Origin of the sequence: Mitsuaria sp. GD03876, assembly GCF_029840635.1 — a bacterium.
Taxonomy (GTDB): domain Bacteria; phylum Pseudomonadota; class Gammaproteobacteria; order Burkholderiales; family Burkholderiaceae_C; genus Roseateles.
Genome location: NZ_JAOCCU010000047.1, coordinates 1 through 26,133, shown reverse-complemented (window position 1 = coordinate 26,133; position 26,133 = coordinate 1). Strand labels below are relative to the sequence as shown.

25 protein-coding genes are annotated in these 26,133 nt (G+C 71.2%); 9 read left to right on the top strand and 16 right to left on the bottom strand.

All coding sequences use genetic code 11. The features are described from left to right. Positions 1–48 precede the first annotated feature (48 nt). From creC to N5D62_RS23145, 3 genes are read right to left on the bottom strand one after another with little or no spacing between them, the layout of a single operon-like run. On the bottom strand, positions 49–1,587 hold the full coding sequence (gene creC, locus N5D62_RS23155; RefSeq protein WP_279760307.1) for a two-component system sensor histidine kinase CreC: 1,539 nt from the start codon (positions 1,585–1,587) through the stop codon (positions 49–51). Between the two features lie 6 nt (positions 1,588–1,593). After that, complete coding sequence (creB, locus tag N5D62_RS23150) at positions 1,594–2,316, bottom strand: two-component system response regulator CreB (RefSeq protein WP_279760306.1); 723 nt, start codon at positions 2,314–2,316, stop codon at positions 1,594–1,596. Between the two features lie 8 nt (positions 2,317–2,324). Continuing rightward, positions 2,325–3,248: a helical backbone metal receptor gene (locus tag N5D62_RS23145; RefSeq protein WP_279760331.1), complete on the bottom strand. Its 924-nt coding sequence runs from the start codon at positions 3,246–3,248 to the stop codon at positions 2,325–2,327. A gap of 293 nt (positions 3,249–3,541) precedes the next feature. On the opposite strand from N5D62_RS23145, the gene N5D62_RS23140 reads away from it, so the two are divergent. Continuing rightward, complete coding sequence (locus N5D62_RS23140; RefSeq protein ID WP_279760305.1) at positions 3,542–4,051, top strand: RNA-binding protein; 510 nt, start codon at positions 3,542–3,544, stop codon at positions 4,049–4,051. A gap of 116 nt (positions 4,052–4,167) precedes the next feature. Here N5D62_RS23140 and N5D62_RS23135 read toward each other — a convergent pair whose 3' ends face one another. From N5D62_RS23135 to N5D62_RS23110, 6 genes are read right to left on the bottom strand one after another with little or no spacing between them, the layout of a single operon-like run. Further along, entirely contained in the window at positions 4,168–4,944 is a 777-nt protein-coding gene (locus tag N5D62_RS23135) for an SDR family oxidoreductase (protein WP_279760303.1), read from the bottom strand. Next, positions 4,941–5,657, bottom strand: coding sequence for an LPS export ABC transporter periplasmic protein LptC (lptC, locus tag N5D62_RS23130; RefSeq protein WP_279760302.1), 717 nt, complete (start codon positions 5,655–5,657; stop codon positions 4,941–4,943). The genes N5D62_RS23135 and lptC overlap by 4 nt, the downstream gene beginning before the upstream one ends. Next, positions 5,657–6,277, bottom strand: coding sequence for an HAD hydrolase family protein (locus tag N5D62_RS23125; protein WP_279760301.1), 621 nt, complete (start codon positions 6,275–6,277; stop codon positions 5,657–5,659). Before N5D62_RS23125 ends, lptC begins: the two co-directional genes overlap by 1 nt. After that, positions 6,277–7,266, bottom strand: coding sequence for a KpsF/GutQ family sugar-phosphate isomerase (locus N5D62_RS23120; RefSeq protein WP_279760300.1), 990 nt, complete (start codon positions 7,264–7,266; stop codon positions 6,277–6,279). The genes N5D62_RS23125 and N5D62_RS23120 overlap by 1 nt, the downstream gene beginning before the upstream one ends. A 25-nt stretch (positions 7,267–7,291) precedes the next feature. Next, on the bottom strand, positions 7,292–8,605 hold the full coding sequence (locus N5D62_RS23115) for a sensor histidine kinase (RefSeq protein WP_279760299.1): 1,314 nt from the start codon (positions 8,603–8,605) through the stop codon (positions 7,292–7,294). Continuing rightward, positions 8,602–9,264 (bottom strand): response regulator transcription factor, encoded by a 663-nt coding sequence (locus N5D62_RS23110; RefSeq protein WP_279760298.1) that lies wholly within the window; start codon positions 9,262–9,264, stop codon positions 8,602–8,604. The genes N5D62_RS23115 and N5D62_RS23110 overlap by 4 nt, the downstream gene beginning before the upstream one ends. Before the next feature lie 199 nt (positions 9,265–9,463). On the opposite strand from N5D62_RS23110, the gene N5D62_RS23105 reads away from it, so the two are divergent. After that, a complete protein-coding gene (locus tag N5D62_RS23105; RefSeq protein ID WP_279760296.1) occupies positions 9,464–10,225 on the top strand; it encodes a phosphatase PAP2 family protein in 762 nt (253 codons plus the stop codon). A 70-nt stretch (positions 10,226–10,295) separates the two neighbouring features. Further along, positions 10,296–10,874, top strand: a complete 579-nt coding sequence (locus N5D62_RS23100) for a DJ-1/PfpI family protein (protein ID WP_279760294.1) — start codon at positions 10,296–10,298, stop codon at positions 10,872–10,874. A gap of 77 nt (positions 10,875–10,951) precedes the next feature. Here N5D62_RS23100 and N5D62_RS23095 read toward each other — a convergent pair whose 3' ends face one another. Next, positions 10,952–12,223: a Glu/Leu/Phe/Val dehydrogenase gene (locus N5D62_RS23095; RefSeq protein WP_279760293.1), complete on the bottom strand. Its 1,272-nt coding sequence runs from the start codon at positions 12,221–12,223 to the stop codon at positions 10,952–10,954. 164 nt (positions 12,224–12,387) lie between these two features. On the opposite strand from N5D62_RS23095, the gene N5D62_RS23090 reads away from it, so the two are divergent. Further along, positions 12,388–14,385, top strand: coding sequence for a monovalent cation:proton antiporter family protein (locus N5D62_RS23090; RefSeq protein ID WP_279760292.1), 1,998 nt, complete (start codon positions 12,388–12,390; stop codon positions 14,383–14,385). A gap of 120 nt (positions 14,386–14,505) precedes the next feature. Here the strand turns inward: N5D62_RS23090 and N5D62_RS23085 are convergent, their stop codons facing one another. Further along, positions 14,506–16,515 carry an acyltransferase family protein gene (locus N5D62_RS23085; protein WP_279760291.1) on the bottom strand — a complete coding sequence of 670 codons (2,010 nt, stop codon included), beginning with the start codon at positions 16,513–16,515 and terminating at the stop codon, positions 14,506–14,508. Positions 16,516–16,701: 186 nt separating this feature from the next. On the opposite strand from N5D62_RS23085, the gene N5D62_RS23080 reads away from it, so the two are divergent. From N5D62_RS23080 to N5D62_RS23065, 4 genes are all read left to right on the top strand, one after another. Further along, on the top strand, positions 16,702–17,448 hold the full coding sequence (locus tag N5D62_RS23080) for a histidine phosphatase family protein (protein ID WP_279760290.1): 747 nt from the start codon (positions 16,702–16,704) through the stop codon (positions 17,446–17,448). 68 nt (positions 17,449–17,516) lie between these two features. Next, positions 17,517–18,776 (top strand): acyl-CoA dehydrogenase family protein, encoded by a 1,260-nt coding sequence (locus tag N5D62_RS23075; RefSeq protein ID WP_279760288.1) that lies wholly within the window; start codon positions 17,517–17,519, stop codon positions 18,774–18,776. A 208-nt stretch (positions 18,777–18,984) separates the two neighbouring features. Then, positions 18,985–20,493, top strand: coding sequence for a diguanylate cyclase (locus N5D62_RS23070; protein ID WP_279760287.1), 1,509 nt, complete (start codon positions 18,985–18,987; stop codon positions 20,491–20,493). 28 nt (positions 20,494–20,521) lie between these two features. Continuing rightward, positions 20,522–21,082, top strand: a complete 561-nt coding sequence (locus N5D62_RS23065) for an adenine phosphoribosyltransferase (RefSeq protein ID WP_279760286.1) — start codon at positions 20,522–20,524, stop codon at positions 21,080–21,082. Between the two features lie 12 nt (positions 21,083–21,094). Here the strand turns inward: N5D62_RS23065 and mnmE are convergent, their stop codons facing one another. From mnmE to rpmH, 5 genes are all read right to left on the bottom strand, one after another. Then, on the bottom strand, positions 21,095–22,471 hold the full coding sequence (mnmE, locus tag N5D62_RS23060) for a tRNA uridine-5-carboxymethylaminomethyl(34) synthesis GTPase MnmE (protein ID WP_279760285.1): 1,377 nt from the start codon (positions 22,469–22,471) through the stop codon (positions 21,095–21,097). A 323-nt stretch (positions 22,472–22,794) separates the two neighbouring features. Further along, positions 22,795–24,477, bottom strand: coding sequence for a membrane protein insertase YidC (yidC, locus tag N5D62_RS23055; protein ID WP_279760284.1), 1,683 nt, complete (start codon positions 24,475–24,477; stop codon positions 22,795–22,797). Beyond that, complete coding sequence (gene yidD / locus N5D62_RS23050) at positions 24,470–24,781, bottom strand: membrane protein insertion efficiency factor YidD (RefSeq protein WP_279760330.1); 312 nt, start codon at positions 24,779–24,781, stop codon at positions 24,470–24,472. Before yidD ends, yidC begins: the two co-directional genes overlap by 8 nt. Before the next feature lie 39 nt (positions 24,782–24,820). Beyond that, positions 24,821–25,120, bottom strand: a complete 300-nt coding sequence (locus N5D62_RS28295) for a ribonuclease P protein component (protein WP_347881832.1) — start codon at positions 25,118–25,120, stop codon at positions 24,821–24,823. A gap of 233 nt (positions 25,121–25,353) precedes the next feature. Next, entirely contained in the window at positions 25,354–25,488 is a 135-nt protein-coding gene (rpmH, locus tag N5D62_RS23040; protein ID WP_067065970.1) for a 50S ribosomal protein L34, read from the bottom strand. A gap of 296 nt (positions 25,489–25,784) precedes the next feature. Here rpmH and N5D62_RS23035 point away from each other — a divergent pair. Then, the coding region (locus N5D62_RS23035; RefSeq protein WP_279760280.1) for a DnaA N-terminal domain-containing protein at positions 25,785–26,133 on the top strand (349 nt) is incomplete at its 3' end.

Genomic DNA, 26,133 nt, shown 5'->3' with positions numbered 1-26,133 from the left:
CCCTCGGGCAGTCCAGGGAAGGCGGCAGTCTCGGCAGCGGCGGTGAGATCAGGACGAAGTTTGTGAGCCGGCGGTGAAATCGGGGAAGTCCAGCCGCACGCGAAGGCCCGGGTCGGCCGGCTCGAAGCGCAGCGCGCCTCGGTGCAGCTCCGCGACCTGGCGCACGATCGCCAGGCCCAGGCCCGAGCCCTTGCGCAGGCTGCCCGGCCGGGCGGTCGAGAAGAAGCGCTCCCCCAGTTGCGCGAAGGCCGCCGGCGGCACGCCGGGACCATGGTCGCGCAATTCGAAGAACACACGCCGGCGTCCGTCGCGCGCCGCGTCGGCGGCCAGCGCGGCGTCGTCCGCGACGCCGACCCGCAGCTCCAGCACCGAGCCCGCCGGCGCGAAGTCCAGCGCGTTGGCCAGCAGGTTGCTGATCGCCAGCATCAGCATCTCGGCGTCGGCCTGCAGGCGCACCGGGTCGCGTCCCAGCCAGCGGACCGTCAGCGCCTGCTGCTGCAGCCGGTCGTCGAGTTGCGCGAGCACCTCGTCGACCACCTCGACCAGCGTCACCGGCCGCGGATGTTCCGGCCCACGCCGCAGCTCCAGCGTCGACAGCGCCAGCAGGCGCTCGACCAGCTCGGTCATCCGCTCGCTCTGCGAGACGACCTGCGCGGCGAAGCGCTGCCGGTCGGCCGCCGGCAACTCGTCCTGCAGCAGCTCGCCCGCGCCGCGCAGCGCGGCCAGCGGGCTCTTGAGCTCATGCGTCAGCGCGCGCACCATGTGCTCCAGGCGCTCGCGGCCATCCAGGCGTTCGCGCATCGCGTCCATCGCCGAGGCCAGGTCGCCGAGCTCGCCGGGCACCTTCGGCGGCGCCTGGCGCTGGCCGAGCTGCACCTCCTGCGCGTAGCGCCGCAGCCGCCGCACCGTGGCGATCATCCAGGCGGTCACCGCGACGCCGACCGCCAGCGACACCGCCAGCAGCGTCAGGCCCGCGATCCAGATGCGGCGCTCGGCGCGGTAGATGATCTGCTGCACCGCCGCCGCCGGCTTCGCGACGGTGACGACGCCGATCGTGCGGCCGTCCAGGCGCACCGGCGCCGCCACGTACATCACCGGGCTGCCCTTGGCGTCCTTGCCGTTGCCCAGCTCGCCGGCGTTGCCGTAGGAGGTCAGCAGCTCCGGCGTCGAGCGCGCCCCGTATTCGCCCCGCAGCGTGCGGGCGACGTCGTTCCAGCCGGAGTAGTCCTGGCCGGTCGCCGGTGCCGGGCTGGTGTCCAGCACCACGCGCCCGGCCGCGTCGGTCACGTAGATGCGGAAGTCCAGCGTGCGCTTGCGGGCGCTCAGGATGCGGGCGTCGACCGGGCGCTCGGCATAGTCGCGCACCCGCTGCGCGAAGCGCGTGCCGGTCAGGTCGCCGCCGGGCGGCATCGCGGCGAGCTCGTCGCGCGCCAGCTCGGCCACCAGGTTGGCGGTGTCGACCATCATGTCCTCCATTACCTCGCGCACGCTGGGCTTGAACTCGCCCAGCACGACGCGCAGCAGGATGAAGGCGCTCAGCCCCGCCACCAGGAAGAAGCCGAGGAACAGCCGCAGGCCCAGGCGCATCCGCCGTCACTCCAGCGAGTAGCCCATGCCGCGGTGCGTGCGGATCGGGTCGAGTTCAGGCCGCACCTGGCGCAGCTTCGCGCGCAGCGTCTTGATGTGGGTGTCGACGGTGCGGTCGCCGCTGTCGGCGTCCAGGCCCCAGACGGCGTCGAGCAGGCTCTCGCGGCTGTGGATGCGCCCGGGCGCCTTGAGCAGGCGCAGCAGCAGGCCGAGCTCGCGCCGCGTCAGCGGCAGCAGTTCGCCGTGGAAGCGCACGCGCGAGCCCTCCGCCTCGACCAGGAAACCGGCGACCACCGGCGCGGCCGGTTCCGCCGACGCCTGCGCGCGACGCAGCAGCGCCCGCACGCGCGCCACCAGCTCGCGGTTGCTGAACGGCTTGGCGAGGTAGTCGTCCGCGCCCAGTTCCAGGCCCAGCACCTTGTCGCCCTCCTCGCTGCGGGCGCTGAGCACCAGCACCGGCAGCCGCGCCAGCGCGCCCTGGCGCAGTTCGCGGCACAGGTCCAGGCCGTTGCCGTCCGGCAGGCCGACGTCCAGGATCGCCAGGTCCGGCGGCGAGGCGGCCAGCGCCGCGCGGGCCTCGTGGACCCAGCCGCAGGCGCGGACCCGGTAGCCCTCGCGCTCCAGCATGAAGCACACGGTCTGGGCGATCGCGGGGTCGTCTTCCAGCAGCAGGACCTGGCCGGCGGCCGGCACGGCGGGCGAGGCGTTCGCGGAGGGGCTCGTCGTCATGGGCGCGATCATCGCGGAGCCCGCGCCAGTCCACGCAGGTAACGCAGGCCCTCGGCGGCGCGGGGGCCGTACCAGCTGACCAGCTCGCCGTCGACCAGCCGCACCCGGGCGTTGGGGCACAGCGCCCGGGCCTCGGCCAGGTGCCGCTCGTCGAAGCGGTAGGGCTCGGAGCTCAGCAGCAGTTCGTCGATCTCGGCCAGCCAGGGCTCCTCGCCGGCCAGCACCGGGTAGCGGGCCGCGCCGCTCTCGCCGCCTTCCACCGGCGGCCAGCTGTGCCAGCCGACCTCGGCGAGCATCCGGGCGATGTAGGTGTCGCGCGCGACCGTCATCCAGGGGTCGCGCCAGATCAGATAGAGGACACGCGGCGCCGCCGGCCCCTGGCGCGGTGCCGAACGGAACGCCCGGCAGGCGGCCAGTTCCTCCCGCAACTCGGCGGCGAGGCGCGCGGCGCGGTCACGGAGATCAGGGACATCCGGCAGCGGAGGGGGATTTCCCTGATCCTCCGAGTTGCGGACATTTCTGCCGGGGGGTTCAGACCTGACCCCCAGTTCGGCGGCAAAAACTTCCACCATGCCCACCATCTGGGTGACCAAGGTCAGGTTGTCCTCGGGGCCGCAGGGGTGGGTCACCACCACGTGGGGGACGAAGGCGCGGAGCGCCTCGACGGTGTCGAGCCGGTTCTCGTCGACGTTCACCACCACGTGCGTCGGCGCCAGCGCCCGGAGCTTGTCGAGCTGGACGTCCTTCGTTCCGCCGATCTTTGATATTGCTGACACCGCTGGCGCGGGGTGAATGCAAAAACCGGTACGGCCGACGATCCAGGGACCCAATCCGAGGGCGAAGAGCAGTTCCGTCACCGACGGCACCAGCGAAACGACGCGCAGGCCATCGGCGTGCCGTGGCGCGCCCGGCGGGGCGATTGGCGCCTCGATGTGCGGATTCAGCACGGGTTCTTCCGGATAGTGGAAAACACCGAGGCCGGCGGGGGGTGGTCGGGAGCCTGTTTTGCCATGGCTTTAGGCCGGCGGCGAGGAATATTCAACGCCTCCGACACTGCTCGGGGTTTGTGCGCAGAAGCTGAAAAACAACAACCGGCTTGACGCGTTGCGAACCGCCAATCCTGTCACACATAATCGGATCGCCTGAATGCAGCGCCTTCGTATGAGTGGTTCACGATGGGTTGAAGCAGCACATTGGGTTATTTGGTTTTGAAAGGGCTTCCCCCATGGGAAACAAGCTATACGTGGGCAACCTCGCTTACAGCGTGCGAGATGAGTCGCTCCAGGAGGCATTCTCGCAATTCGGCACCGTCATCTCCGCCAAGGTCATGATGGACCGCGAGACCGGCCGTTCCAAGGGCTTCGGCTTCGTGGAAATGTCGACCGACGACGAAGCGCAATCCGCCATCAACGGCATGAACGGTCAGGCCCTCGAAGGCCGTGCGATCGTGGTCAACGTGGCTCGTCCGCGTGAAGACCGTCCGGGCGGCGGTGGCGGCTTCGGTGGCGGCGGCGGCGGTGGCCGCGGCGGCTACGGTGGTGGCGGCGGCGGCAGCCGCGGCGGCTACGGCGGCGGCGGTGGTGGCGGCGGCTACGGTGGTGGTGGCGGCGGCGGTGGCCGCGGCGGCTACGGCGGTGGCGGCGGCAGCCGTGGCGGCTACGGCGGCGGTGGCAGCGGCGGCGGCTACGGTGGTGGCGGCGGCGGCAGCTACGGCGGCGGTCGCGGCGGCTACTGAGCCAAGGCGGGGTTGATCCCCGCCTCGCGATGAATGAAGAAGGGCGCTCCTCGGAGCGCCCTTTGTTTTTGGCGTCGTCGCCCGCCGTGTCCAACGACGGCGACGAGCGTCCGGCCTCAGTGCTCGCCCTGGCGGTGCTTGCGCGGCCGGCCGGCCAGCAGCCGGTCGAAGACCGCGCCCGGCAGCAGCCGCATCGCGCGCGCCACGACGCCCATCTGCCACGGGATGAAGCGCACCCGCGCGCCGGCCTCGATCGCCTCGTAGGCCCTGCGCGCGAAGTCCTCGGGCTGCATCAGGAACGGCATGCCGTAGCGGTTCTCGCGGGTCAGCGGCGTATCGACATACCCCGGCGCGATCGTCACGACCTTCACGCCGTCGGGCCGGCATTCGCCGCGCAGGCTCTCGCAATAACTGAATACCGCGGCCTTGCTCGAGCAATACGCCCCATGCCCCGGCAGCCCGCGGATGCCGGCCACGCTGGCGATGCCCACCAGCGTGCCGCGGCGGCGCTCGCGCATCGGCGCGACGAAGGGATGGAAGGTCGCCGCCAGGCCGATGTTGTTGGTGGCGAAGATCCGCTGCATCACCGCGAGGTCCTCGTAGATCGCCGTGTCCATGCCGATGCTGATGCCGGCGTTGGCGATGACGACCTCGGGCAGGCCCTGCTCGGCGATGCAACGCCGGCCGGTCGCGGCGATCGCCTCGACGTCGCTGACGTCGGCGCGATAGACCCGCCAGCGCGCCGGCGCCAGCTGCTGCGCCTGCGCCCAGGCGGTGAGGTCCTCGACGCGTCGCGCCACCAGCGCGAGGTCCCAGCCCTCGCGGTAGTACTGGAGCGCGAGCGCCTGGCCGATGCCGCTCGAGGCACCGGTGATGTAGACGAGTCGATTCATGGCTTGCGGGTCGCGGCAGGCGCGGAAGCGGCGGCCGGCTTGGCGGGCGGCAGCGCGGCGCGCACGCCCGGCCGGGCCGAGAAGGTCGCGCGGCCACCGCCGCTGAAGGTCAGGCGGCCCGTGAGCTGGTCGTAGACGAAGCTCCTGACCTGCATCTCGCCGCCCATGCCGACGACGCGCGCCGACAGGTGGGAACGGATCTGCTGCTTCGGCACGTCGGCGTGCAGGAACTCGCCGTAGAGCTCCAGGTCGGGCGCCTGCGTGGGGTCGCCGCCGGGATAACGCTTGACCTTCACGTCGCCGAGCAGTTGCACCTCGCTACCGTCGCCGTTGGACACGCCGCGCTGCGCGTCGGCCACCAGCAGCTCGTCCTGCTTGCCGTAGGCGCGCAGCTGCGGCGCGTCGATCTCCAGCGTGTCGTTGTCCGGGTAGTGCCGCATCTCGGTGCCGATCACGCGGCCGGTCAGGCGGCCGTCGCTGCTGAAGCGCTCGACCTCGAACCCGTTCATCCGGTAGTCCGGCTCATGCTTGGGGGCGGCGCGCTCGCGCGGCGCCTCCAGCTGCGGCGTGTTCTTGATCAGCCACCAGGTGAAGGCCGCGAGCATCGCCATCAGCAGCAGCGGCACGTAGTTGGCCAGCATGGCCTGCAGGCGCCACAGCAGCGGCTGGGCGCGGCGGCGCGGCGCCACCGGCGGCGGAGCGAGCGCCGCCATCAGTGGCCGCTCCCGTCCAGCGTTTCCAGGTGGCCGTGCAGCAGCCGGGCGTACTGGCCGGCCGCCATCAGCAGCAGGTCGCAGAACTCGCGCGCGGCGCCGTGGCCGCCCGCGGCCGCGGTGACGTGGTGGGCGACCGCCTTGACCTCCGCGTGCGCCTGCGCCGGCGCGCAGGCGAAGCCGGCCCGCACCATCAGCGGCAGGTCGGGCCAGTCGTCGCCGATCGCGCCGACCTGCGCCCAGTCCAGGCCGAGCTGGTCGAGCAGCGGCTGCGCCGCGGCGAGCTTGTTCTTCGCGCCGTAGACCGCGTGCGCCAGCCCCAGGTCGGCGACGCGGCGTCGCACCGCCGGCGAGTCCCGCCCGGTGATGACGATCGGCACGATCCCGCCCTGCGCGAGCAGCTTCAGGCCGTGGCCGTCGAGCGTGGCGAAGGCCTTGAAGTCCTCGCCGCGCTCGCTCAGGTAGATGCGGCCGTCGGTCAGCACGCCGTCGACGTCGAAGATCGCCGCCTTGAGCCCGAGCCCCGGGCCTTGTGCCTTGAGCAGCAGCTCGGGCGGGAAGGACAGCGCGGGCCGCAGCTCGCGGACCACCGGTCGGGTCGACATCTCGGAGCCGCTCATCAGATCACCTTCGCGCGCATCAGGTCGTTGATGCTGATCGCGCCCACGAGGCGCTGGTCGTCGTCCACGGCCAGCACCAGCGTGATGCGCGCCGCCTCCATCAGGTCGGCCGCGTCGACGGCCAGCGCGTCGGCGGCCACGGTGCGCGGATTCGCATGCATCACCTGGGCGGCCGTCAGGCCGCGCAGGTCGGTGCCGCGCTCGATCAGGCGGCGCAGGTCGCCGTCGGTGAAGATGCCGCCGACCCGGCCGTCGGCGTCGGTCAGCACCGCGCAGCCCAGGCCCTTGTCGGACATCACCCGCATCATGTCCAGCAGCGGCAGCGCCGCGTCCACGCGCGGCAGCGCGTCGCCGCTGCGCATCAGGTCGCGCACGTGCGTCAGCAGCTTGCGGCCGAGCGAGCCGCCCGGATGCGAGCGCGCGAAATCCTCGGCGCGAAAGCCGCGCGCGTCCAGCAGCGCGACGGCGAGCGCGTCGCCGAGCGCGATCTGCGCCGTCGTGCTCGCGGTCGGCGCGAGGTTCAGCGGGCAGGCTTCCTGCTCGACCCGCGAATCCAGCACCCAGTCCGCATGCCGCGCCAGCGACGAGGACAGCCCGCCGGTCATGGCGATCAGCGGCACGCCCAGGCGCTTGAGCACCGGGATGATGGCGTTGAGCTCGTCGCTCTCGCCGGAGTTGGACAGCGCCAGCACGATGTCGGTGACGGTGACCATGCCGAGGTCGCCATGGCTGGCTTCGCCCGGGTGGACGAAGAACGCCGGCGTGCCGGTCGAGGCCAGCGTGGCGGCGATCTTGCGGCCGACATGGCCGCTCTTGCCCATGCCCATCACCACCACGCGGCCGGTGCAGCCCAGGATCTTGCGGACCACCTGCTCGAACGATTCGCCGAGGCGGGGACCGAGCGCGAGCAGCGCGTCGGCCTCGACCTGCAGGCACTGGCGCGCGACGTCGAGCGCGCGGGAATGGGTGAGGGCGGCGTGGGTCGTCATACAGGGCGAAAGTGTAGCGGCGGGGTCAGCCCGGCGCCGCGCCCAGCCGCATCGCCACGGCGAAGCCCTCGCTGGCCGCGGGCAGCCGCAGGTCGCCGCCGTGGGCGCGGGCGATCAGGTCGGCCATCATCAGGCCCAGACCCATGCGGCCCTCGTACTGCTGGCGTTCGAGCGCGTCGTTCAGGTCCACGCGCTGCCAGTCGGGGACGCCCTCGCCGTTGTCGCTCAGGTGCAGCATCAGGCCGCCGTCGGGCAGGCGGTGCAGCCGCACCAGCACCCGCGAGGCGCCATGCCGCCAGGCGTTGTCGAGCAGGTTGATCAGGCCCGCCGACAGCAGGTCCGGATCGGCGTCGATGCCGCCCTCGGCCTCGGGCAGGTCCAGCGCCAGTCCCTCGGGCAGCGGCAGCAGCGCCAGCAGCTCGATCAGGTCGACGCGCTGCCAGTGCAGGCTCATGCCGGTGCGGAACAGCGTCAGCAGCGCGGTCACCACGCGGCGCAGCCGGTCGGCCGCCTCGCGCGTGCGCTGCAGCCGGCCGCGCGCCTCGGGCGGCGCCTCGCGCAGCGCCATCGCCAGCTGCGCGTCCATGCCGGCCAGCGGCGTGCGCAACGCATGGGCCGCGTGGGCGGAGAAGGCGCGCTCGTTGGCGACGCGCTGCGCAAGCCGCTGGCCGAGGTCGAGCACCGCGGCCCGGATCTCGGCCAGTTCGCGCCGCTGCTGCTCGGGCAGCAGCTGCCGGGTGTCGAGCGGGTCGTAGTCGGCCAGCGCGGCGGCCAGCTCGCCCAGCGGCGCCAGCTCGGCCTTGGCGCGGCGGTTCATCCAGAGCATGCACAGCCCGCCGACCAGCAGCGCCGACAGCGCGCTCGCCAGCCCGACCCGGCTGCGGACTTCCTTCCGCTCCGCGCTGGTCTGGGCGACCATCAACCAGCCCGGGCCCGCCGCGGTCGGCAGCGGGCGCACGTGGACGCGCCAGTCGTCGCCGTCGGTGCCGTCGTCCTGCCAGTCGCTGAAGCCGGGCGGCAGCTTCCAGGCCTTGACCGGCGCCAGCGGCGAGCGATGCAGCAGGCGACCGTCCGGTCCGACCAGCTGCCAGGCGAAATGGGTGCTGAGGTCGTCGCTGTCGGCGATCTCGGTGGGCATCGCCTGGTTCTGGCGCAGCAGCTGGCCGAGCACCTGCGAGGACGCCTGCAGCGTCTCGTCCAGCAGCTCGTCGACCTCCTCCTGCACCACCAGCCAGACGCTCACGCCCGCCAGCAACGCCCAGAAGGCCGAGATCAGCAGCAGCTGGCGCGCCAGCCGGCCGGCGATGGTCGGGCGGCGCGGGCCGGTGGCGGCGTTCACGGCGCCTCGGGACCGAGCCGGTAGCCCAGGCCGCGCACGGTCTCGATCAGCTCGCGGCCGAGCTTGCGGCGCAGGCTGGACACGTGGACCTCGAGCGCGTTGCTCTGCACCTCGGCGTCGTCGCCCAGGACCTGCAGCTCGAGGTCGCGTTTCGGATAGAGCCTGCCGCCGCGCTGCGCCAGCGCTTCCAGCACGGCCCATTCGCGGGCGGTCAGCTCGACCGGATGGCCGCCGCGCGACGCGCGCTTCGCGGCCAGGTCCAGCACCACGTCGCCATGGCGGCGCTGCGAGCTGCTCGCGCCGGCATGGCGGCGGCTGACCGCGCGCAGCCGCGCGGCCAGTTCCTCGGGCGCGAAGGGCTTGACCAGGTAGTCGTCGGCGCCGCCGTCCAGGCCCTGCAGCCGGTCGGCCAGCAGGTCGCGGGCGGTCAGCATCAGCGCCGGCACCGCCACGCCGCGCTGGCGCAGCCCGCGCAGCCAGTCCAGGCCGGAGCCGTCGGGCAGCTGCCAGTCGACCAGCAGCGCGTCGAACTCCTCGTGCTGGCGGGGCAGGACCTCGGACAGGCGCCGTGCCCAGGTCACCGCGTGGCCCTCGTCGCGCAGGAAGTCGCGCAGGGCCTCGCCGAGCAGTTCGTCGTCTTCGAGCAGCAGCAGTCGCATGGGCGTCGCGAGGAGGGGTCGTGAGGAATACGTGAAGGCGAATCGCGGACCGGTCCGGATCGTAGCCGCCGCCACTGGGGGGCCGCGGCGCGGCGTCCGTCACGGCGCGGGCCCCGGCGAAGCGTCGGCGGGACGTCTTCAGCGGGGCTTCAGCTTAACTTCAGCGCGACTTCAGGGCATCCGGGCCCACTCGCGCTCCGTGAAGCCGACGCCCCTGTCCTCCCTCGTGCCCCTGCCGCTGAACGCGGCCGGATCGTCCGCGCTGCCCGGCCTGCCGGGCGCCGGCGCGCTGCCCTTGCCGGAATTGCGGCGCGGTCTGCTGATCGCCCTGCTCTCGCTGGCGACGCTGCTGGCCTGGGACCTCGCGGGCTGGGACCTGGCCGTCGTGCGGCTCTTCGGCGACGCGCACGGCTTCGCGCTGCGCGACCACTGGGTCACCGCCGGGCTGCTGCACCAGGGCGGGCGCTGGCTGACGACCGGGCTGGCGGTGATGCTGCTGGTCAACGCGGTGCGGCCGCTGTGGCCGGCCCTGACGCGGCGCGAGCGCTGGGGCGCGGTGGCGCTGACGACGCTCAGCCTCATCCTGATCCCGCTGCTCAAGCAGGGCAGCACCACCAGCTGCCCCTGGGACCTGGCCGAGTTCGGCGGCGTCGCGCGCTACGTGTCGCACTGGCGCTTCGGGGTGCTGGATGGCGGCCCGGGCCACTGCTTCCCGTCGGGGCACGCGAGCTCCGCCTTCGCCTTCTTCAGCCTGTTCTTCATGCTGCGCCGCGCCTATCCGGCGCAGGCGCGCGCGGCGCTCGGCCTGGTGCTGACGCTGGGCGTGCTGTACGGGCTGGCGCAGCTGGCGCGCGGCGCGCATTACCCCAGCCACACGATGTGGACCGCCTGGATCTGCTGGACGCTGGCGGTCATCGCCTCGCCGGCGCTGCGAGCCCGCGACGCCGACGCGGGTACATGACGGATTCATCGCCCTGACGAACGCGGCCTCCCAGAATCGGCGCTCCGCAACCCGACTCTGGAGAGACGCGATGGGCAAGAAGCTGCTGTTGCTGGCCGGCGATTACGTCGAGGACTACGAGCTGATGGTGCCGTTCCAGGCGCTGCAGGCGGTGGGGCATCGCGTCGACGCGGTGTGTCCCGGCAAGAAGGCCGGCGACGTCGTCCTCACCGCGATCCACGACTTCGAGGGCGCGCAGACCTATTCGGAGAAGCCGGGCCACCGCTTCACGCTGAACGCGGGCTTCGACGCCGTGAAGCCCGAGGACTACGACGCGCTGGTGATCCCCGGCGGCCGCGCGCCGGAGTACCTGCGCACGATGCCGGGCGTGCTGCCGCTGGTGCAGCACTTCGCGCAGGCCGACAAGCCGATCGCCGCGATCTGCCACGGCGCGCAGCTGCTGGCCGCGGCCGGGATCATCCGCGGGAAGAAGGTCTCGGCCTACCCGGCCTGCGCCGCGGAGGTCGAGCTGGCGGGCGCCAGCTACGCCGACATCCCGGTCGACCAGGCGGTGACCGACGGCAAGCTGGTCACCGCGCCGGCCTGGCCCGCGCATCCGGCCTGGATCGCGCAGTTCCTGGCGGTGCTGGGCACGAAGATCTCGCATTGAGACCTCGCGTCGACATGAAAAAACGGGCCCCGAGGGGCCCGTTGCTTCCGTAACCGCGAGAAACCCGCGGGGGCGGATCAGGGGTACAGGCCGCGCTCTTCGCGGGCCTGCAGCACCCGCGTGCAGGCCACGGTGAACGCCGCCGTGCGCAGCGGGATCTTGTGCTGCTCGGCCGTGTCCCAGATGCCCTTGAAGGCGCCGACCAGGATCTTGTCCAGGCGGACGTTGATCTCGTCCTCGGTCCAGAAGAACGACGAGAAGTCCTGCACCCACTCGAAGTAGGAGACCGTCACGCCGCCCGCGTTGGCGATCACGTCGGGGACGACGATGATGCCGCGGTCGGCCAGCACGGCGTCGCCGTCCGGCGTCGTCGGGCCGTTGGCGCCCTCGATCACCACGCGGGTCTGCACGCGCTTGGCGCGCTCGCCGGTGATCTGGCCTTCCAGGGCCGCGGGGATCAGGATGTCGGACTTCACGTCCCAGAAGTTCTCGTTGTCGATGCGGTCCGCGCCCGAGAAGCCGCCGACGCCGCCGGTGCGGGCGACGTGGTCGAGCAGGGACGCCATGTCCATGCCCTTCTCGTTGAGGATGGTGCCGGTGTGGTCCTGCACGGCCACGACGACGGCGCCGTTGGCGGCGAACATCTTGGCGGCCACCGAGCCCACGTTGCCGAAGCCCTGCACCGCGACGCGGGCGCCTTCCATCTCGACGCCCAGGCGGCGCATCGCCTCGCGGCCGACGACGAACACGCCGCGGCCGGTGGCGGCCACGCGGCCCAGCGAGCCGCCCAGCGGGATCGGCTTGCCGGTGACGACGCCGGTGGCGGTCGCGCCGACGTTCATCGAGTACGTGTCCATCATCCAGGCCATGATCTGGCCGTTGGTGTTGACGTCAGGCGCGGGGATGTCCTGCGTCGGGCCGATGATGATGCCGATCTCGCTGGTGTAGCGGCGGGTGACCTTCTCCAGTTCCTTCTGGGACAGCGTCTTCGGGTCCAGGCGGATGCCGCCCTTGGCGCCGCCGTAGGGCAGGTTCACCGCGGCGTTCTTGACCGTCATCCAGGCCGACAGGGCCATCACTTCTTCCAGCGTGACGTCCGGGTGGTAGCGCACGCCGCCCTTGCCGGGACCGCGGGTCAGCGAGTGCTGCACGCGGTAGCCCTCGTAGTGGGCGATGGTGCCGTTGTCCAGCTCGATGGGGATGTCCACGATCAGCGCGCGCTTGGGCCGGCGCAGCGTTTCCACCCAGCGGGCCAGCTTGCCCAGGTAGGGCTCGACCGCGTCGATCTGGGACAGGTAGGTACCCCAGGGACTGTTGCGCGTGGGGGAAACGAAAGACAGGTTGGGCATGAAATGCTCCGTAACTTTTCGGTGGCGCGAACGGTACCCCGAAGCCCTGCCGTCCCGCCACGTCCGGCAAAGCCGAGTGCACATGCGGGCATGCGCCCGATGCATAAGGCGGGTAGTTTGCGCCTCGGACGGGACCTTCGCCAAGCCCCAGTACCATCGCCGCCATGCTCACCGCGCTGGACCTGACCCTCGTCTATCTGATCGCCGCCGTCCTGGGCGTGGTGGTGTGCCGTTCGCTGAAACTGCCGCCCATCCTGGGCTACCTGGTGGTGGGCGTGCTGATCGGTCCGAACGCGCTGGCGCTGGCCAGCGACGTCCCCGGCGTGCAGCACCTGGCCGAGTTCGGCGTCGTGTTCCTGATGTTCGCGATCGGCCTGGAATTCAACCTGCCCAAGCTGCACAGCATGCGCTCGATGGTGTTCGGGCTGGGGCTGCTGCAGGTGGTGATCACCATCGGCGGGACCATGGCCGGCAACCTGCTGCTGCGTTGGCTGTTCGGCGTGATGGGCTGGGCCTGGGACCTGGGCTGGCAGGGCGCGCTGGTGCTGGGCGCGGCGATGGCGATGAGCTCCACCGCGATCGTCGTGAAGCTGATGGCCGAGCGGCTCGAGCTCGAGAGCGAGCACGGCCGGCGCGTCGTCGGCGTGCTGCTGTTCCAGGACCTGGCCGTGGTGCCGCTGCTGGTGCTGATCCCGGCGCTGGGCGGCAGCGGCAGCGCGATGCTGCAGTCGCTGGGCTGGGCCGGGTTGAAGGCGACGCTGCTGCTGGTGCTGTTGCTGACCGGCGGCCAGCACCTGATGCGGCGCTGGCTGACGCTGGTGGCGCGGCGCAAGAGCCAGGAGCTCTTCATGCTCAACCTGCTGCTGGTGACGCTGGGCCTGGCCTGGCTGACCGAGCACGCGGGGCTGTCGCTGGCGCTGGGCGCGTTCGTGGCCGGCATGCTGATCGCGGAGACCGAATACAAGCACCAGGTGGAACTCGACATCCGGCCGTTCCACGACGTGCTGCTCGGGCTCTTCTTCATCACCATCGGGATGCGGCTGGACTGGCAGACGCTGGTCTTCCAATGGCCGCTGGTGATCATCCTGACGCTGGTGCCGACGCTGGCCAAGTTCGTGCTGGTCGCGGGACTGGCCAAGCTGTTCAAGGCGCCGACCGGCGTGGCGCTGCGCACCGGCCTCTACCTGGCCCAGGCGGGCGAGTTCGGCTTCGTGCTGCTGACGCTGGGCGCGCAGCAGAACCTGATCGCGGCGCAGTGGGTCAGCCCGGTGCTGGCGGCGATGGTCCTGTCCATGCTGCTGACGCCGATCATCATCGAGCACAGCAACCGCATCGTCATGAAGCTGTCCGCCAGCGACTGGCTGCTGCAGTCGGTGCAGCTGACGACGATCGCCAAGAAGTCGATCAAGACCGACGCGCACGTGATCATCTGCGGCTACGGCCGCAGCGGGCAGAACCTGGCGACGCTGCTGGAGGCCGAGCACATCCCCTACATGGCGCTGGACCTGGATCCGGACCGGGTGCGCCAGGCGGCGGCCGCGGGCAAGAGCGTCGTGTTCGGCGACGCCGCGCGGCTGCCCAGCCTGATCGCCGCCGGCCTGACCCGGGCGAGCGCGGTCGTCATCTCGTACCACGACACGCCGTCGGCGCTGAAGGTGCTGCATGAGGTCCGGGGACACGCGCCGCACGTGCCCGTGGTGGTGCGGACCATCGACGACACCGACCTCGAGAAACTGCGCGCCGCCGGGGCCACCGAGGTCGTGCCCGAGGCGATCGAGGGTTCGCTGATGCTCGCCAGCCATGCGCTCGCGCTCGTCGGCGTGCCGATGCGGCGCGTGCTGCGGATCGCGCGGGATGCGCGGGATCGCCGGTACGGGCTGCTGCGCGGCTACTTCCACGGCGCGGACGACGACACGCTGGAGGAACGCGATCAGGAACGGCTGCAGTCCATCAGCCTGCCAATGGCCAGCCTCCTCGAAGGACGCACCCTCGGGGAGGTCGGGCTCGCCGGGTGGGGCGTCAGCGTGGTGTCGGTCAGGCGGCCCAATGGGGCCGTCAAGGAGGCGAGCGATGAGCTCGTGCTCCAGGGCGGGGACACGCTGGTGGTCTCCGGGACGCCGGAAGCCATCGCGCGGGCGGAACATGGGTTGTTGGTGGGGTAGGCAGGGGAGCTGGCTTGCCAGGAGCCGGGCGCCGGCCGCCAGTACGTGGGGCCACAGGCGGCAAGCGCCTGAACCCCACGCACTGCCGTCCTCAACCACCACCGTCCTGCGACGGTTTTGCTACCGAGGACTGCGCAGCAGGGCCAGTTGACGTTCGCCGACCGCCTCGGACATCACGGCCGGCATCAGCAGCTTCGAGCCCTCGCGGCTCAGATGCCCCTGGTCCCGGTAGAGCGGCACGCCGTCCCGTTCGACCTGACAGGTCCCTCCGTTGCAGAGCAGCGGTTCGAAACGGAGCACCGGCAGACGGGGGTCGGATGACGCCAAGACCTCGATGAAGCGGGTTTCGGCGGCGCGCCGGGTCTCGTCCTCCCGCTCGTCGATCACGCAACCCGGCGTCGCGCCGATCGTCCATCGACGCGCCTGGCGGCGCTCCAGGCAACCCGCGATGTCGAACGGCGCCGACGGCGGCGGCGCCACCACCATCACCCGCTTGCCCATCGCGCGCAGCCGCCGCACCGTCTCGCCCACATCCGCCAGCAACGCCGCGCGCATCGCCGCCTCGCCCCGCAGGCGCTCGCCGCCGCGCGTGCGCTCGAGCTCGTACTTGCCCTCATCCAGGTACTGCGTCAGCAAGCTCGACAGCACCACCGTCTCGATCTCCGGATGCCGACCCAGCCAACGCAGCACCGACGCATTGAAGGCCTGGCACTGCTCGATCCACGGCGGCGCGAAGCTGTGGCCCGGCCCCAGTTCCGGCCGCACCGGCGTGACGCCGGGGAAAGGCCCGCAGGAGGACTTCGTCGCCTGCACCAACCCCTGGTCGCCCGCCACGCGGACCAGCCCCGGCACCAGGTGCATCGCATAGGAATCGCCCCACACCATCCAGCGCGCGCCGGGACGCGTGCGGCAATCCTCGCGGCCGTCGAACGGCTCCTCGGCATCGCAGTTGGCGGACAGGCCGTAGTTGGGCTTGCGCAGCTCGACGAAATCGACCGCGCCCGGCGCCGGCTTGTGCAGCGCCAGCGCGACGCCGCCCACCGCCAGCGCCACGGTGCACGAGCCCAGGACCATCGCGCCGCGCCGTCCGGTGAGCAGCGCCTTCGCCGGCCGCTCGACCGCGCGATGCAGCGCCCACGCCAGTGGGAAGGCCAGCAGCACCGCGCCGACGCGCCACCACGCCAGCGACGCCTGTCCTCCGGCATTGGCCTTCAGGCCGACCCAGGCGTTGTGCAGGATCGCCAGCAGCGGCCAGTGCACCAGGTACAACGCGTACGACCAGTCGCCGATGCGGATCAGCGGCGCGGCGACGCGCGGCAGGCGCGCCGGCTCGCGCAGCAGCAGCACCAGCGTCGCGAGGTTGACGACCAGCGCCGCCGGCCCCGGATGCGAGGCACCGAGCACCTGCGGCATCGTCGGCACGATCAGCAGCAGCGCCCAGGCGGGCCAGGCCAGCAGGCGCAGCGCGCGTTGCAGCGCCGCCTGCCGCGCGGCGTCGTCCGCGAACACGCCGGGCCCCGTCATCAACGCGCCGATCGATCCGAGTCCCAGTTCCCACGCGCGTGTCGGCAGCAGGTAGAAGGCGCCGCTCGCATCCCAGGACTGCCACCACGCGAGCAGCGCGAGGCTCGCGGCCGTCATCGCGATCGCCACCCCGGCGCGCCATCGCGCCGGGCTGAACACCAGCAACGCGGGCAGCACGAGGTAGTACTGCTCCTCCAGCGCCAGCGACCAGAAGTGCAGCAGCGGCTTGAGGTCGGACGCGCCCTGGAAGTAGCCGGTCTGGCGCCACAGCACCACGTTGTTGGCGAAGCCCAGCGCGCCGAGCAGCTGGCCGGCGAAGTCGATCTGCTCGCTGCGGTTGAGCGCCCACGGCACGGCCAGCAGCGTCGCGCCGAGCACGACGTAGGCCGCCGGCAGCAGCCGCCGCGCGCGCCGGCCGTAGAAGGCGCGGAAGGAGAAGTCGCCGCGGCCCAGCGCGCGCTGGATCAACCCGGTGATCAGGTAGCCGGAGATGACGAAGAAGATGTCGACGCCGAGGTAGCCGCCTGACGCGCCGGGCAGCTGCGCGTGGTACAGCAGCACCCACAGGACGGCGATCGCGCGCAGCGCCTGGATGTCGTCGCGCAACGGGACCTCGCCGGCCGCGTGCGGGCCGTGCGGGCGATGAAAGGGAAGCGGGGAGGGGCTTGTCACCAAGGCGTCAGGAGGAGAGCGAAGATCGGCCGCGCGGGCGGCGCGCGAATTGTGGCCCGGTCCGCGGGCCTGCCGCCTGCGTGACAGTGCGCCCTCCGGCGTTGCGCCACACTGCCGCCCATGTTGGACACCCAGCCCCGCACCCCGCATCGCCGCCGCGTCTACCTGATGCGGCATGGCGCGGTGACCTACTTCGATGGCACGACCGGACGCCCGGTGCTGCCCGAGCAGGTGCGGCTCAACGACGACGGCATCGCGCAGGCGCAAGCCGCCGGCGAGGCCTTCCGCGCCGCCGGCGTGCGCTTCGACCGCGCGATCGTGTCGGGCCTGCCGCGCACCGTCGAGACCGCCGACCTGGTCCTGCGCCATGCCGGCCAGTCCGAGCTGAAGCCGCGGATCTGGCCGGAGTGGCAGGAGATCCGCGGCGGCCGCCTCGGCGACATCGCCAAGGAAGACCTCGCGCAGGCCTTCACCGGCCTGCAGCGCAGCCCGGTCGCGGAATCGCAGCGCTTCCTCAACGGCGAGAGCGTCGGCGAGCTGCTGGACCGCGTGCTCGGCGGCGTCGCTCGGCTGCAGGCCGATCCGGACTGGGACTGCGCGCTGCTGGTGCTGCATGGCGTCGTCAACGCGGCCATCCTGTCGCACGCGGTGACCGGCGGCCAGCGCGCGATGCTCGGCAGCTGGGTCCAGTCGCCCGCCTGCATCAACGTGCTCGACGTGGCGCCGCCGGCCGGGGATTCGCCCGGCGACTGGCTGCTGCGCGTGTGCAACTACGCGCCGTCGCATCCGCTGCACGCGGACGAACGGTCCACCACGATGGAGGCGCTGTACGCGCAGTACCTCCGCTATCGCAGCCAACGCGGCTGACACCGCGGCCGATCCGCCGCACGGCACGCCCCGATCACCGGCCCACGCCGCCCACCGGAGACCTCCAGATGAACTTCGACTACAGCCCCAAGGTGGACCAGCTGCGCGAGCGCCTGCTGGCGTTCTTCGACGAGCACATCTACCCCAACGAGCGCCGCTATCACGAGGAGATCGACGCGAACCGCCGCGCCGGCAACGCGTGGATCCCGACGAAGGTGATCGAGGAGCTCAAGCCCAAGGCGCGCGCCGCCGGGCTGTGGAACCTGTTCCTGCCGCGCTCGCCGCGCGCGCCGGAGGGGCTGTCCAACCTCGAGTACGCGCCGCTGTGCGAGATCATGGGCCGCGTGTACTGGGCGCCGGAAGTCTTCAACTGCTCCGCGCCCGACACCGGCAACATGGAGACGATCGAGCGCTACGGCACCGAGGCGCACAAGGACCGCTGGCTGGAACCGCTGCTGCGCGGCGAGATCCGCTCCGCGTTCCTGATGACGGAGCCCGACGTGGCCTCCTCGGACGCGACCAACATCCAGTGCCGCATCGAGCGCCAGGGCGACGAGTACGTCATCAACGGCACGAAGTGGTGGTCCTCGGGCGCCGGCGATCCGCGCTGCGCGCTGTACATCGTGATGGGCAAGACCAACACCGAGGCCGGCCGCCATGAGCAGCAGTCGATGGTGCTGGTGCCGGCCAACACGCCGGGCATCACCGTCAAGCGCCACCTGAGCGTGTTCGGCTACGACGACGCGCCGCACGGGCACATGGAGATCGAACTCAAGAACGTGCGGGTGCCGGTGGACAGCATCCTGCTGGGCGAGGGCCGCGGCTTCGAGATCGCGCAGGGCCGCCTCGGCCCGGGCCGCATCCACCACTGCATGCGCTCGATCGGCGCGGCCGAGCGGGCGCTGGAACTGATGTGCAAGCGCGCGATCTCGCGCGTGGCCTTCGGCAAGACGATCGCGCAGCAGACCGTCACGCAGGAACGCATCGCCGAGGCGCGCTGCAGCATCGAGCAGGCCCGGCTGCTGACGCTCAAGGCGGCCTACATGATGGACACCGTCGGCAACAAGGTCGCCAAGGCGGAGATCGCGATGATCAAGATCGTCGCGCCGAGCATGGCGCTCAAGGTGATCGACTGGGCGATGCAGGTCCACGGCGGCATGGGCGTCAGCGACGACACGCCGCTGGCCTACATGTGGGCGGGCCAGCGCACGCTGCGCTTCGCCGACGGTCCGGACGAGGTGCACCGCAACTCGCTGGCCAAGCTGGAGCTGTCGCGACACATGACGCTGCCCGGCGCCGGCGACATGCCGGTCACCCGCGGCGGCTGACCCGGCGCGCGCGACGCGCGCAAGGCGGACGAAAGGGCGCGTCGCGCCCTTTCGTACACCGTCACTCACAATGCGTGGCACCCCACCAACGTGGGGGCGTCGCCGGAACCCGCTTCTCCCCCCGTGGAGCGGTGTTCATCCCGGGCCTCGGTGGCTAGGATCAGCCACCTTTTTCTGGACGCCCCGCCCCGGGGCCCCGAGCCCGCCGATGAACCGATTCGCCGAACTCCGCACCTGGCCGCTGCTGGCGTTCGCGCTGCTGGTCGGCCTGCAGGCGATCGTGCTGACGGTCACCCTGGGCGGCTACGCGGTCGAGAACTGGCTGGCGTGGATCGGCGTGGCGTCGCTGACGCTGACGGTGCTGCTGGCGGTGGCGGTGGTGTCGACGCTGAACCGGACCCAGGCGCGCGCCCGGCTCGCGCAGCGGACGATGGAGGAGGCGATCGACGCCCTGCCCGCCAGCGTCGAGATCTTCGACGCCGAGGACCGGCTGATCGCCTACAACCGCCGCCTGGTGGAGATCTATCCGCACATGCTGCGGCACTTCCAGCGCAAGTGCACCTTCGAGGACCTGGTGCGGGAGTCGCTGTCGCGCGGCGGCGTGCCCGAGGCGCGCGGCCGCGAGCCCGAGTGGCTGGACGAGCGCAAGCAGGCGCGCGGCAAGCAGACGACGCCGCTGCTGCAGCGCGTGCACGACGACATGTGGCTGCGGATCTACGAGTCGCGCACGCCCTCGGGCGGAATCGTCGGCGTGCGGATGGACGTCACCGACCTGATCCACGAGCAGCAGCGGCTGGCGGCGAGCCGCGCGCAGCTGCGCGCGACGATCGAGTCCGCGGCCAACGGCATCCTGACGCTGGATTCCGGCGGCCACGTGCTGGAGGCCAATCCGAGCTGCGAGCAGCTGTTCGGCTTCACCGCGGCGGAGCTGCAGGGCGTGCACCTGGGCATGCTGATGGGCACGACGCAGGCGCCGGAAGCGGGCAACGCGCCGGACGCGCCGCTGGATCCGCGCTCGCTGCTGGGCCAGCCGAGAGAGTTCACCGCGCGCCACCGCAGCGGCGAGGCGCTGCACCTGCAGCTGGCGATCGCCGAGGTGCGCACCGACACGATCCACCTGTACGTCTGCATCGTCACCGACCTGACCGAGCGCAAACGCCAGGAAGAACGCCTGCGGCGCGCCAACGAGCTGCTGGCGCGGCAGTCCACCACCGACGGCCTGACCGGCGTGGGCAACCGCCGCCTGTTCGACCAGCTGCTGCAGACCGAGTGGCAGCGGGCGACGCGCGCGGGGCGGCCGCTGGCGCTGCTGATGGTCGACATCGACCACTTCAAGCAATACAACGACTGCTACGGCCATGTCTCGGGCGATGACTGCCTGCGCCGGGTCGCGACGCTGCTGCGCAGCTGCGCGGGCCGGGGCGGCGAGTCGGTCTGCCGTTACGGCGGCGAGGAGTTCGCGGTGCTGCTGGTGGACACGGACCTGGCGGGCGCGCAGGTGGTGGCGCAGCGCTGCCTGGACAGCGTGCGGCTTGCCGCGATCGAGCACGTGGGCTCGCCGGTGCGGCGGTCGGTGAGCCTGTCGATCGGGGTGGCGTCCTTCGTGCCGCAGCCGGGCGAGGCCTCGCAACGCCTGATCCAGACCGCCGACGCCGCGCTGTACGAGGCCAAGCAGGCCGGCCGCGCGCGGCTGATCTGTCAGCAGCAGACGGCCTGAGCGGCGCCCTGGCGCGACAATCGCGCTCATGCCGCAAGCCGCCCCCACCGAAGACCCGATCGCGTTCCTGAAGCAGCGGATCCGCACCGTGCCGGACTGGCCGGAGCCGGGCGTGCAGTTCCGCGACATCACGCCGCTGCTGTCCAACCCGCGGGCGTTCCGGGTGCTGATCGACCAGTTCGTGCACCGGTATTTCGATGTCCGTCCGGACGCGATCGCGGGGCTGGACGCGCGGGGCTTCATCATCGGCTCGGTGCTGGCGTACGAGCTCAACGTGGGTTTCGTGCCGATCCGCAAGAAGGGCAAGCTGCCCTTCACGACGGTGCAGGAGACCTATGAGCTGGAGTACGGCAGCGCGACGGTGGAGATGCACACCGACGCGGTGAAGGCCGGCGACCGCGTGCTGCTGATCGACGACCTGATCGCGACGGGCGGGACGATGATGGCGGGCAAGCGGCTGCTGGAGCGCCTGGGCGCCGAGGTGATCGAAGGCGCGGCGATCGTGGACCTGCCGGAGCTCGGCGGCTCGAAGCGGCTGCGGGACGGCGGGTTGAAGGTGTTCTCGCTGGTGGCGTTCGACGGGCATTGAGCCGCGAGGTCTTCACTTCCCGATGCAGAACCTGCTGAAGATCTCCCCCAGCAGATCGTCGGCGGTGAACGCGCCGGTGATCTCGCCGAGCGCGTCATGCGCCAGGCGCAGTTCCTCCGCCATCAGGTCCAGCGCGGCCGGCTGAGCCTCGGCCTGCAGCAACGCCAGCTCGATGTGCTCGCGCGTGCGGCGCAGCGCCTGCACGTGCCGCTCCCGCGCGATGAACAGTCCCTCCGGCACCGCGTGCCAGCCGACCTGCTCGAGCAGCTTGCGCCGCAGCCCATCCAGGCCCTCGCCCGTCTTCGCCGACAAGGTCAGCGCCCCGTCCGGCAGGCCCGCCGCGGCATGCGCGTCGGCCTTGTTGTAGATCTGCAGGATCCGCGCCGGATCGACGCTCGCCAGCCGGCCGCGGATCTCGGCGTCCTCGGCCTCGTAGTCCGCGTGGCCGACCCGCGTGAGGTCGTGCAGGAACAGCACCACGTCCGCGTCCGCGATCGCGTCCCAGCTGCGCGCCACGCCGATGCGCTCCACCTCGTCCTCGGTGTCGCGCAGGCCCGCCGTGTCGCTGATGTGCAGCGGCACGCCCTCGATCTGGATCGTCTGGCTCAGCTTGTCCCGCGTCGTGCCCGGGATCGGCGTCACGATCGCCAGCTCCGCGCCGGCCAGCGCGTTCAGCAAGGAGCTCTTGCCGACGTTCGGCTGCCCCGCCAGCACCACCTTGATGCCCTCGCGCAGGATCGCGCCCTGGCGGCTGCGGTCCAGCAGCGCCTCCACCCGCTCGAGCAGCCGCCGCAGCTTGCCCAGCGCGTCGGCCTGCTCGAGGAAATCGATCTCCTCCTCCGGGAAGTCCAGCGTCGCCTCGACCAGCATGCGCAGCTGGATCAGCCCATCGCGCAGGCCGCCGACCTCGCCGCTCAACGCGCCCGCCAGCGCGCGCCCGGCGCTGCGGGCCGCCGCTTCGGTGCTCGCGTCGATCAGGTCGGCCACCGCCTCGGCCTGCGCCAGGTCCAGCTTGCCGTTCAGGAAGGCGCGGCGCGTGAACTCGCCGGGCTCGGCCAGCCGCATCCGCAGCGCGGGATCGGCTTCCAGGCAGCGCGCCAGCAGCAGCTGCAGCACCACCGGCCCGCCGTGCGCCTGCAGTTCGAGCACATGCTCGCCGGTGTAGGAATGCGGCGCCGGGAACAGCAGCGCCAGGCCGTGGTCGATCGCCTCGCCCTGCGCGCTGCGGAACGGCAGGTAGGTCGCCTCGCGCGGCTTGAGCGCGCGACCGCAGATCGCCGTCACCAGCGGGGTCAGGTCTTGCGGGGCCGAAACCCGCACGATGCCCACCGCCCCCCGTCCGGGCGCGGTGGCGATGGCGGCGATGGGATCCTGGTGTCGCGACAGCATGGGCGCGATTGTCTCGCAGCGTCCGGCGGCGTTCCTGCGCCGGCTCGCCCGCGTCGTCTCCCGCCGCGGCCATGAAAAACGGCGATGCGTCCGAGGACCGCATCGCCGTTGTCGTGGATGGCGCGGGGTAGGCCGGGGCGCCGGCTCTCGTGAGCCTGCGTCCGCGCCTCCGGTCCCCAGTCGTCATCCCGAATCGGACTGGGAAGCGAACCCCGCATGAACCGCATTAAGCGCCTGCGCGCGGACGAAAAAAAGCCCCCGGGGTGCGGGGGCTCGGGGGGTGCGCGTGAGGAATTGCCGAATCCCCCGCGCGCCGCCTGCCCTTACTTCTTCGCCGGCATCGCGCCGATCTGCTTGTTGATCATCCATTGCTGGGCGATCGACAGGATGTTGTTCACCAGCCAGTACAGCACCAGGCCCGACGGGAAGAAGAAGAACATCACGCTGAAGGCCAGCGGCATGATCCACATCATCTTGGCCTGCACCGGATCGGCCGGCTGCGGGTTCAGCCACACCTGCAGCAGGCTCGAGGCCGTCATCAGCAGCGGCAGCGGACCGATCGGCGCGCCGAACAGGTGGCCGAACAGGCTGTCGGGCTTCGACAGGTCGTGGATCCACATGACCCACGGCGCGCCGCGCATCTCGACGCTGGACAGCAGCACCCAGTACAGCGCGATGAAGAACGGCATCTGCAGGAAGATCGGCAGGCAGCTGCCCAGCGGGTTGATCTTCTCTTCCTTGTAGATGCGCATCATCTCCTGCTGCATCTGCTGCGGCTTGTCCTTCATGCGCTCGCGCAGTTCCTGGATGCGCGGGTTCACCGCCTTCATCTTGGCCATGCTGCGGTACGCGCTGGCGTTCAGGCCGTAGAACGCGACCTTCAGCAGCACCACCAGCAGGATGATCGCCCAGCCCCAGTTGCCCAGCAGCGTGTGCAGCACGTCCAGCAGCCAGAACAGCGGCTTGGACAGGATCTTGAAGATGCCGTAGTCCTTCACCAGCTCCAGGCCCGGCGCCAGCACCTCGAGCTTCTTCTCTTCCTGCGGACCGACGTACAGCACGTTGTCCAGCTTGGCCGACGCGCCCGGCGCCACGGCCGGGAAGTTCATCACCATGCCGGCGGTGTACAGGTTCTCGTTGAGCGGACGGACGTTGAACTCGCGCGGACCCGCCTCGTTGCGGATCCAGGCGCTGACGAAGTAATGCTGGACCATCGCGACCCAGCCGTCGTCGGCGTTCTTCTCGTACTCGGCCTTGCCCTTCTTGAGGTCGTCGAAGGCGAGCTTGTGGTACTTCGCCTTGTCCGTGTACAGCGCGGGACCCGAGAACGAGGTCGGCGCGAACGACGGGCCGGTGTGATCGATGTGGCCATCGCGCACCAGCTGCAGGTACAGCTGCGGCGTCACCGGCGCGGCGCCGGCGTTGGTCACCTCGTGGCCCACCGCGATGGCGTAATCGCCCCGCTTGAAGGTGTAGGTCTTGGCCAGCTTCACGCCGCCTTGTTCGCCTTCCAGGCGCACGACCAGGGTGTCCTGGCCGTCCTTCATCTCGCGCGGGCCGTCGACCAGCGTCAGCACCGTCTGGTCGCTCGGCGCGTTCGGCACGTTCAGCAGGCCGGAGCGGGCGCTGTAGTTGCGCATCGGGTCCAGCACCACGACATGGCCGCTGGGGTTGGTGTCGTCGGCGTGCTTGAGCAGCTCGACGCGCACCAGGCTGCCGCCGCGGGTGTCGATGGTGGCCTTGACCAGGTCGGTCGTGAACGTGACGAGCTCGTTCTTGACGACGGGCGCGGCCGCGGTGGTCGTCGCGGCGCCGGAAGCGGCCGCCGTGGCGGGCAGGGCGGCGGCGGACGCGGCCGAAGCCGGCCCGGCGGGCGCGGTGGCGACCTTGGCCGGTGCCGGGTGGAACAGCGAAGGCTGGCCGTTGTGCCGCTGCCAGCCGTCCCACAGAAGGACCAGCGACATCGTGAACACCACCCACAAGATGGTGCGGCGAATATCAGTCATGGGAAGCTTTTGGATTGGCGGTTGAGGAGGCTGACCCCGGCCGGCATCCCGAGGGACGCGCGAGCAGCCGGGTGAACAGGCGGGGCGGATTGTCAGGCACGGGATCGTGTCCGCCCAGACAGAAAGGGTTGCATCTCAGGATCCGTCCGACCGCCAGGTAGGTGCCGGCGGCGGCGCCGTGCTGGCGCAGCGCCTGCATGGCGTAGTTCGAACAGCTCGGGCTGTAGCGGCAGCCCGCGCGCAGCCAGGCGCTGAACAGCAACTGGTAGCCGCGCACCAGCCCCATCAGCAAGCGCGTCGGCAGGCCGGGGCGGGGCGCCATGATCGGAAATCCGAAGCGCGTTCAGCCGGCGGCGGCCTGCGGCCGCGCCAGCTTGCGGGTCAACTGCAGCAGCTCGGCGCGCGCGACGGCGCGCAGCGCGTCGGACGAGGCGCTGGGGAACTGCTTGCGGTCGAAAGGCATGCGCAGCCGCACCACCCACAGGCCCGGCGGCAGGTCCGGCAACTCGCCGAACACCGCGCGGATCTGGCGCTTGAGCAGCACCCGCGTGACCGCGCGCTTGGCGTGCCGCTTGGGCACGACATAACCCAGCCAGGCCCGGTCGGGCGCGGCGGGAGGCAGGTCGGCGGGGGTGGGCGCCACGTTCGCGGGAACCGCTTCATCCACAGGCTGGGGATGAATCGGTGCATCACCTGTGGACAAGTGGGCCGTTCCTGTGGATGGACGGCGCTTGGGCAGCGAGGGGCTGGCGGCCAGGTGATGCACGGCGAAGTGCGCGCTGCGCGCGCGGCTGGGGGTACCCAGCACGCGCTCGAAATCGGCCGATCGCACGATGCGGCCGATCACGGTGCTTGCGAAGACGACTGGAACGTCGCTCAGACGGCCAGGCGCTTGCGGCCCTTGGCGCGGCGAGCGGCGATGACGGCCTTGCCGCCACGCGTCTTCATGCGAACCAGGAAGCCGTGGGTACGGGCGCGACGGGTCTTGGAGCCTTGATAAGTGCGTTTCATGATGAACCTCTTTCGGATATCTCGGAACTTCCCGTCGCCTCGCGCCATCTGATGGCGCGGCGGACGGAGGACATCGGGAGATGTCGGAAGCCGCTCAAAAACTGGAGGCCCACGCAGCTACGTCCGGGCGTCCGGAAAACCCGCGATTACAGCAAAGATTTGCGTCAGGGTCAATCCGGATGCGAGTGGCCACGGGGATTACCAGCACTTGACCGAGCCAAAAAATCTGTGGATAACCCTGGCTTCGCGGCCTGGGATCAGTACAATCCGGCCGCTCGAAGAATAAGTTTTCCACAATGAGCGACGACTTGTCAGGGGCGGCACTGTGGCAGCGCGGCTGCGAACGCCTGGCCGCCGAACTGCCTGAACAGCAATTCAACACCTGGATCCGGCCCCTGCCCCCCGCGGAGGTCGCCCAGCAGGAAGAGAACGGTCATGCGGCCGTCCTGGTGTCGCTGCGCGTCCCCAACCGATTCAAGCTGGACTGGATCCGCAGCCAGTACGCCGGCCGCATCGAGGCCATCCTGAGCGAACTCGCCGGCAAGCCGGCGCGGCTGGAGCTGTCGCTCGCGCCGCGCGAGGCGATCGCGCCGCTGCCCCGCACCTCGCCGTCGGGCCTGTCGATGGGCCAGGTGCTGCAGCAGC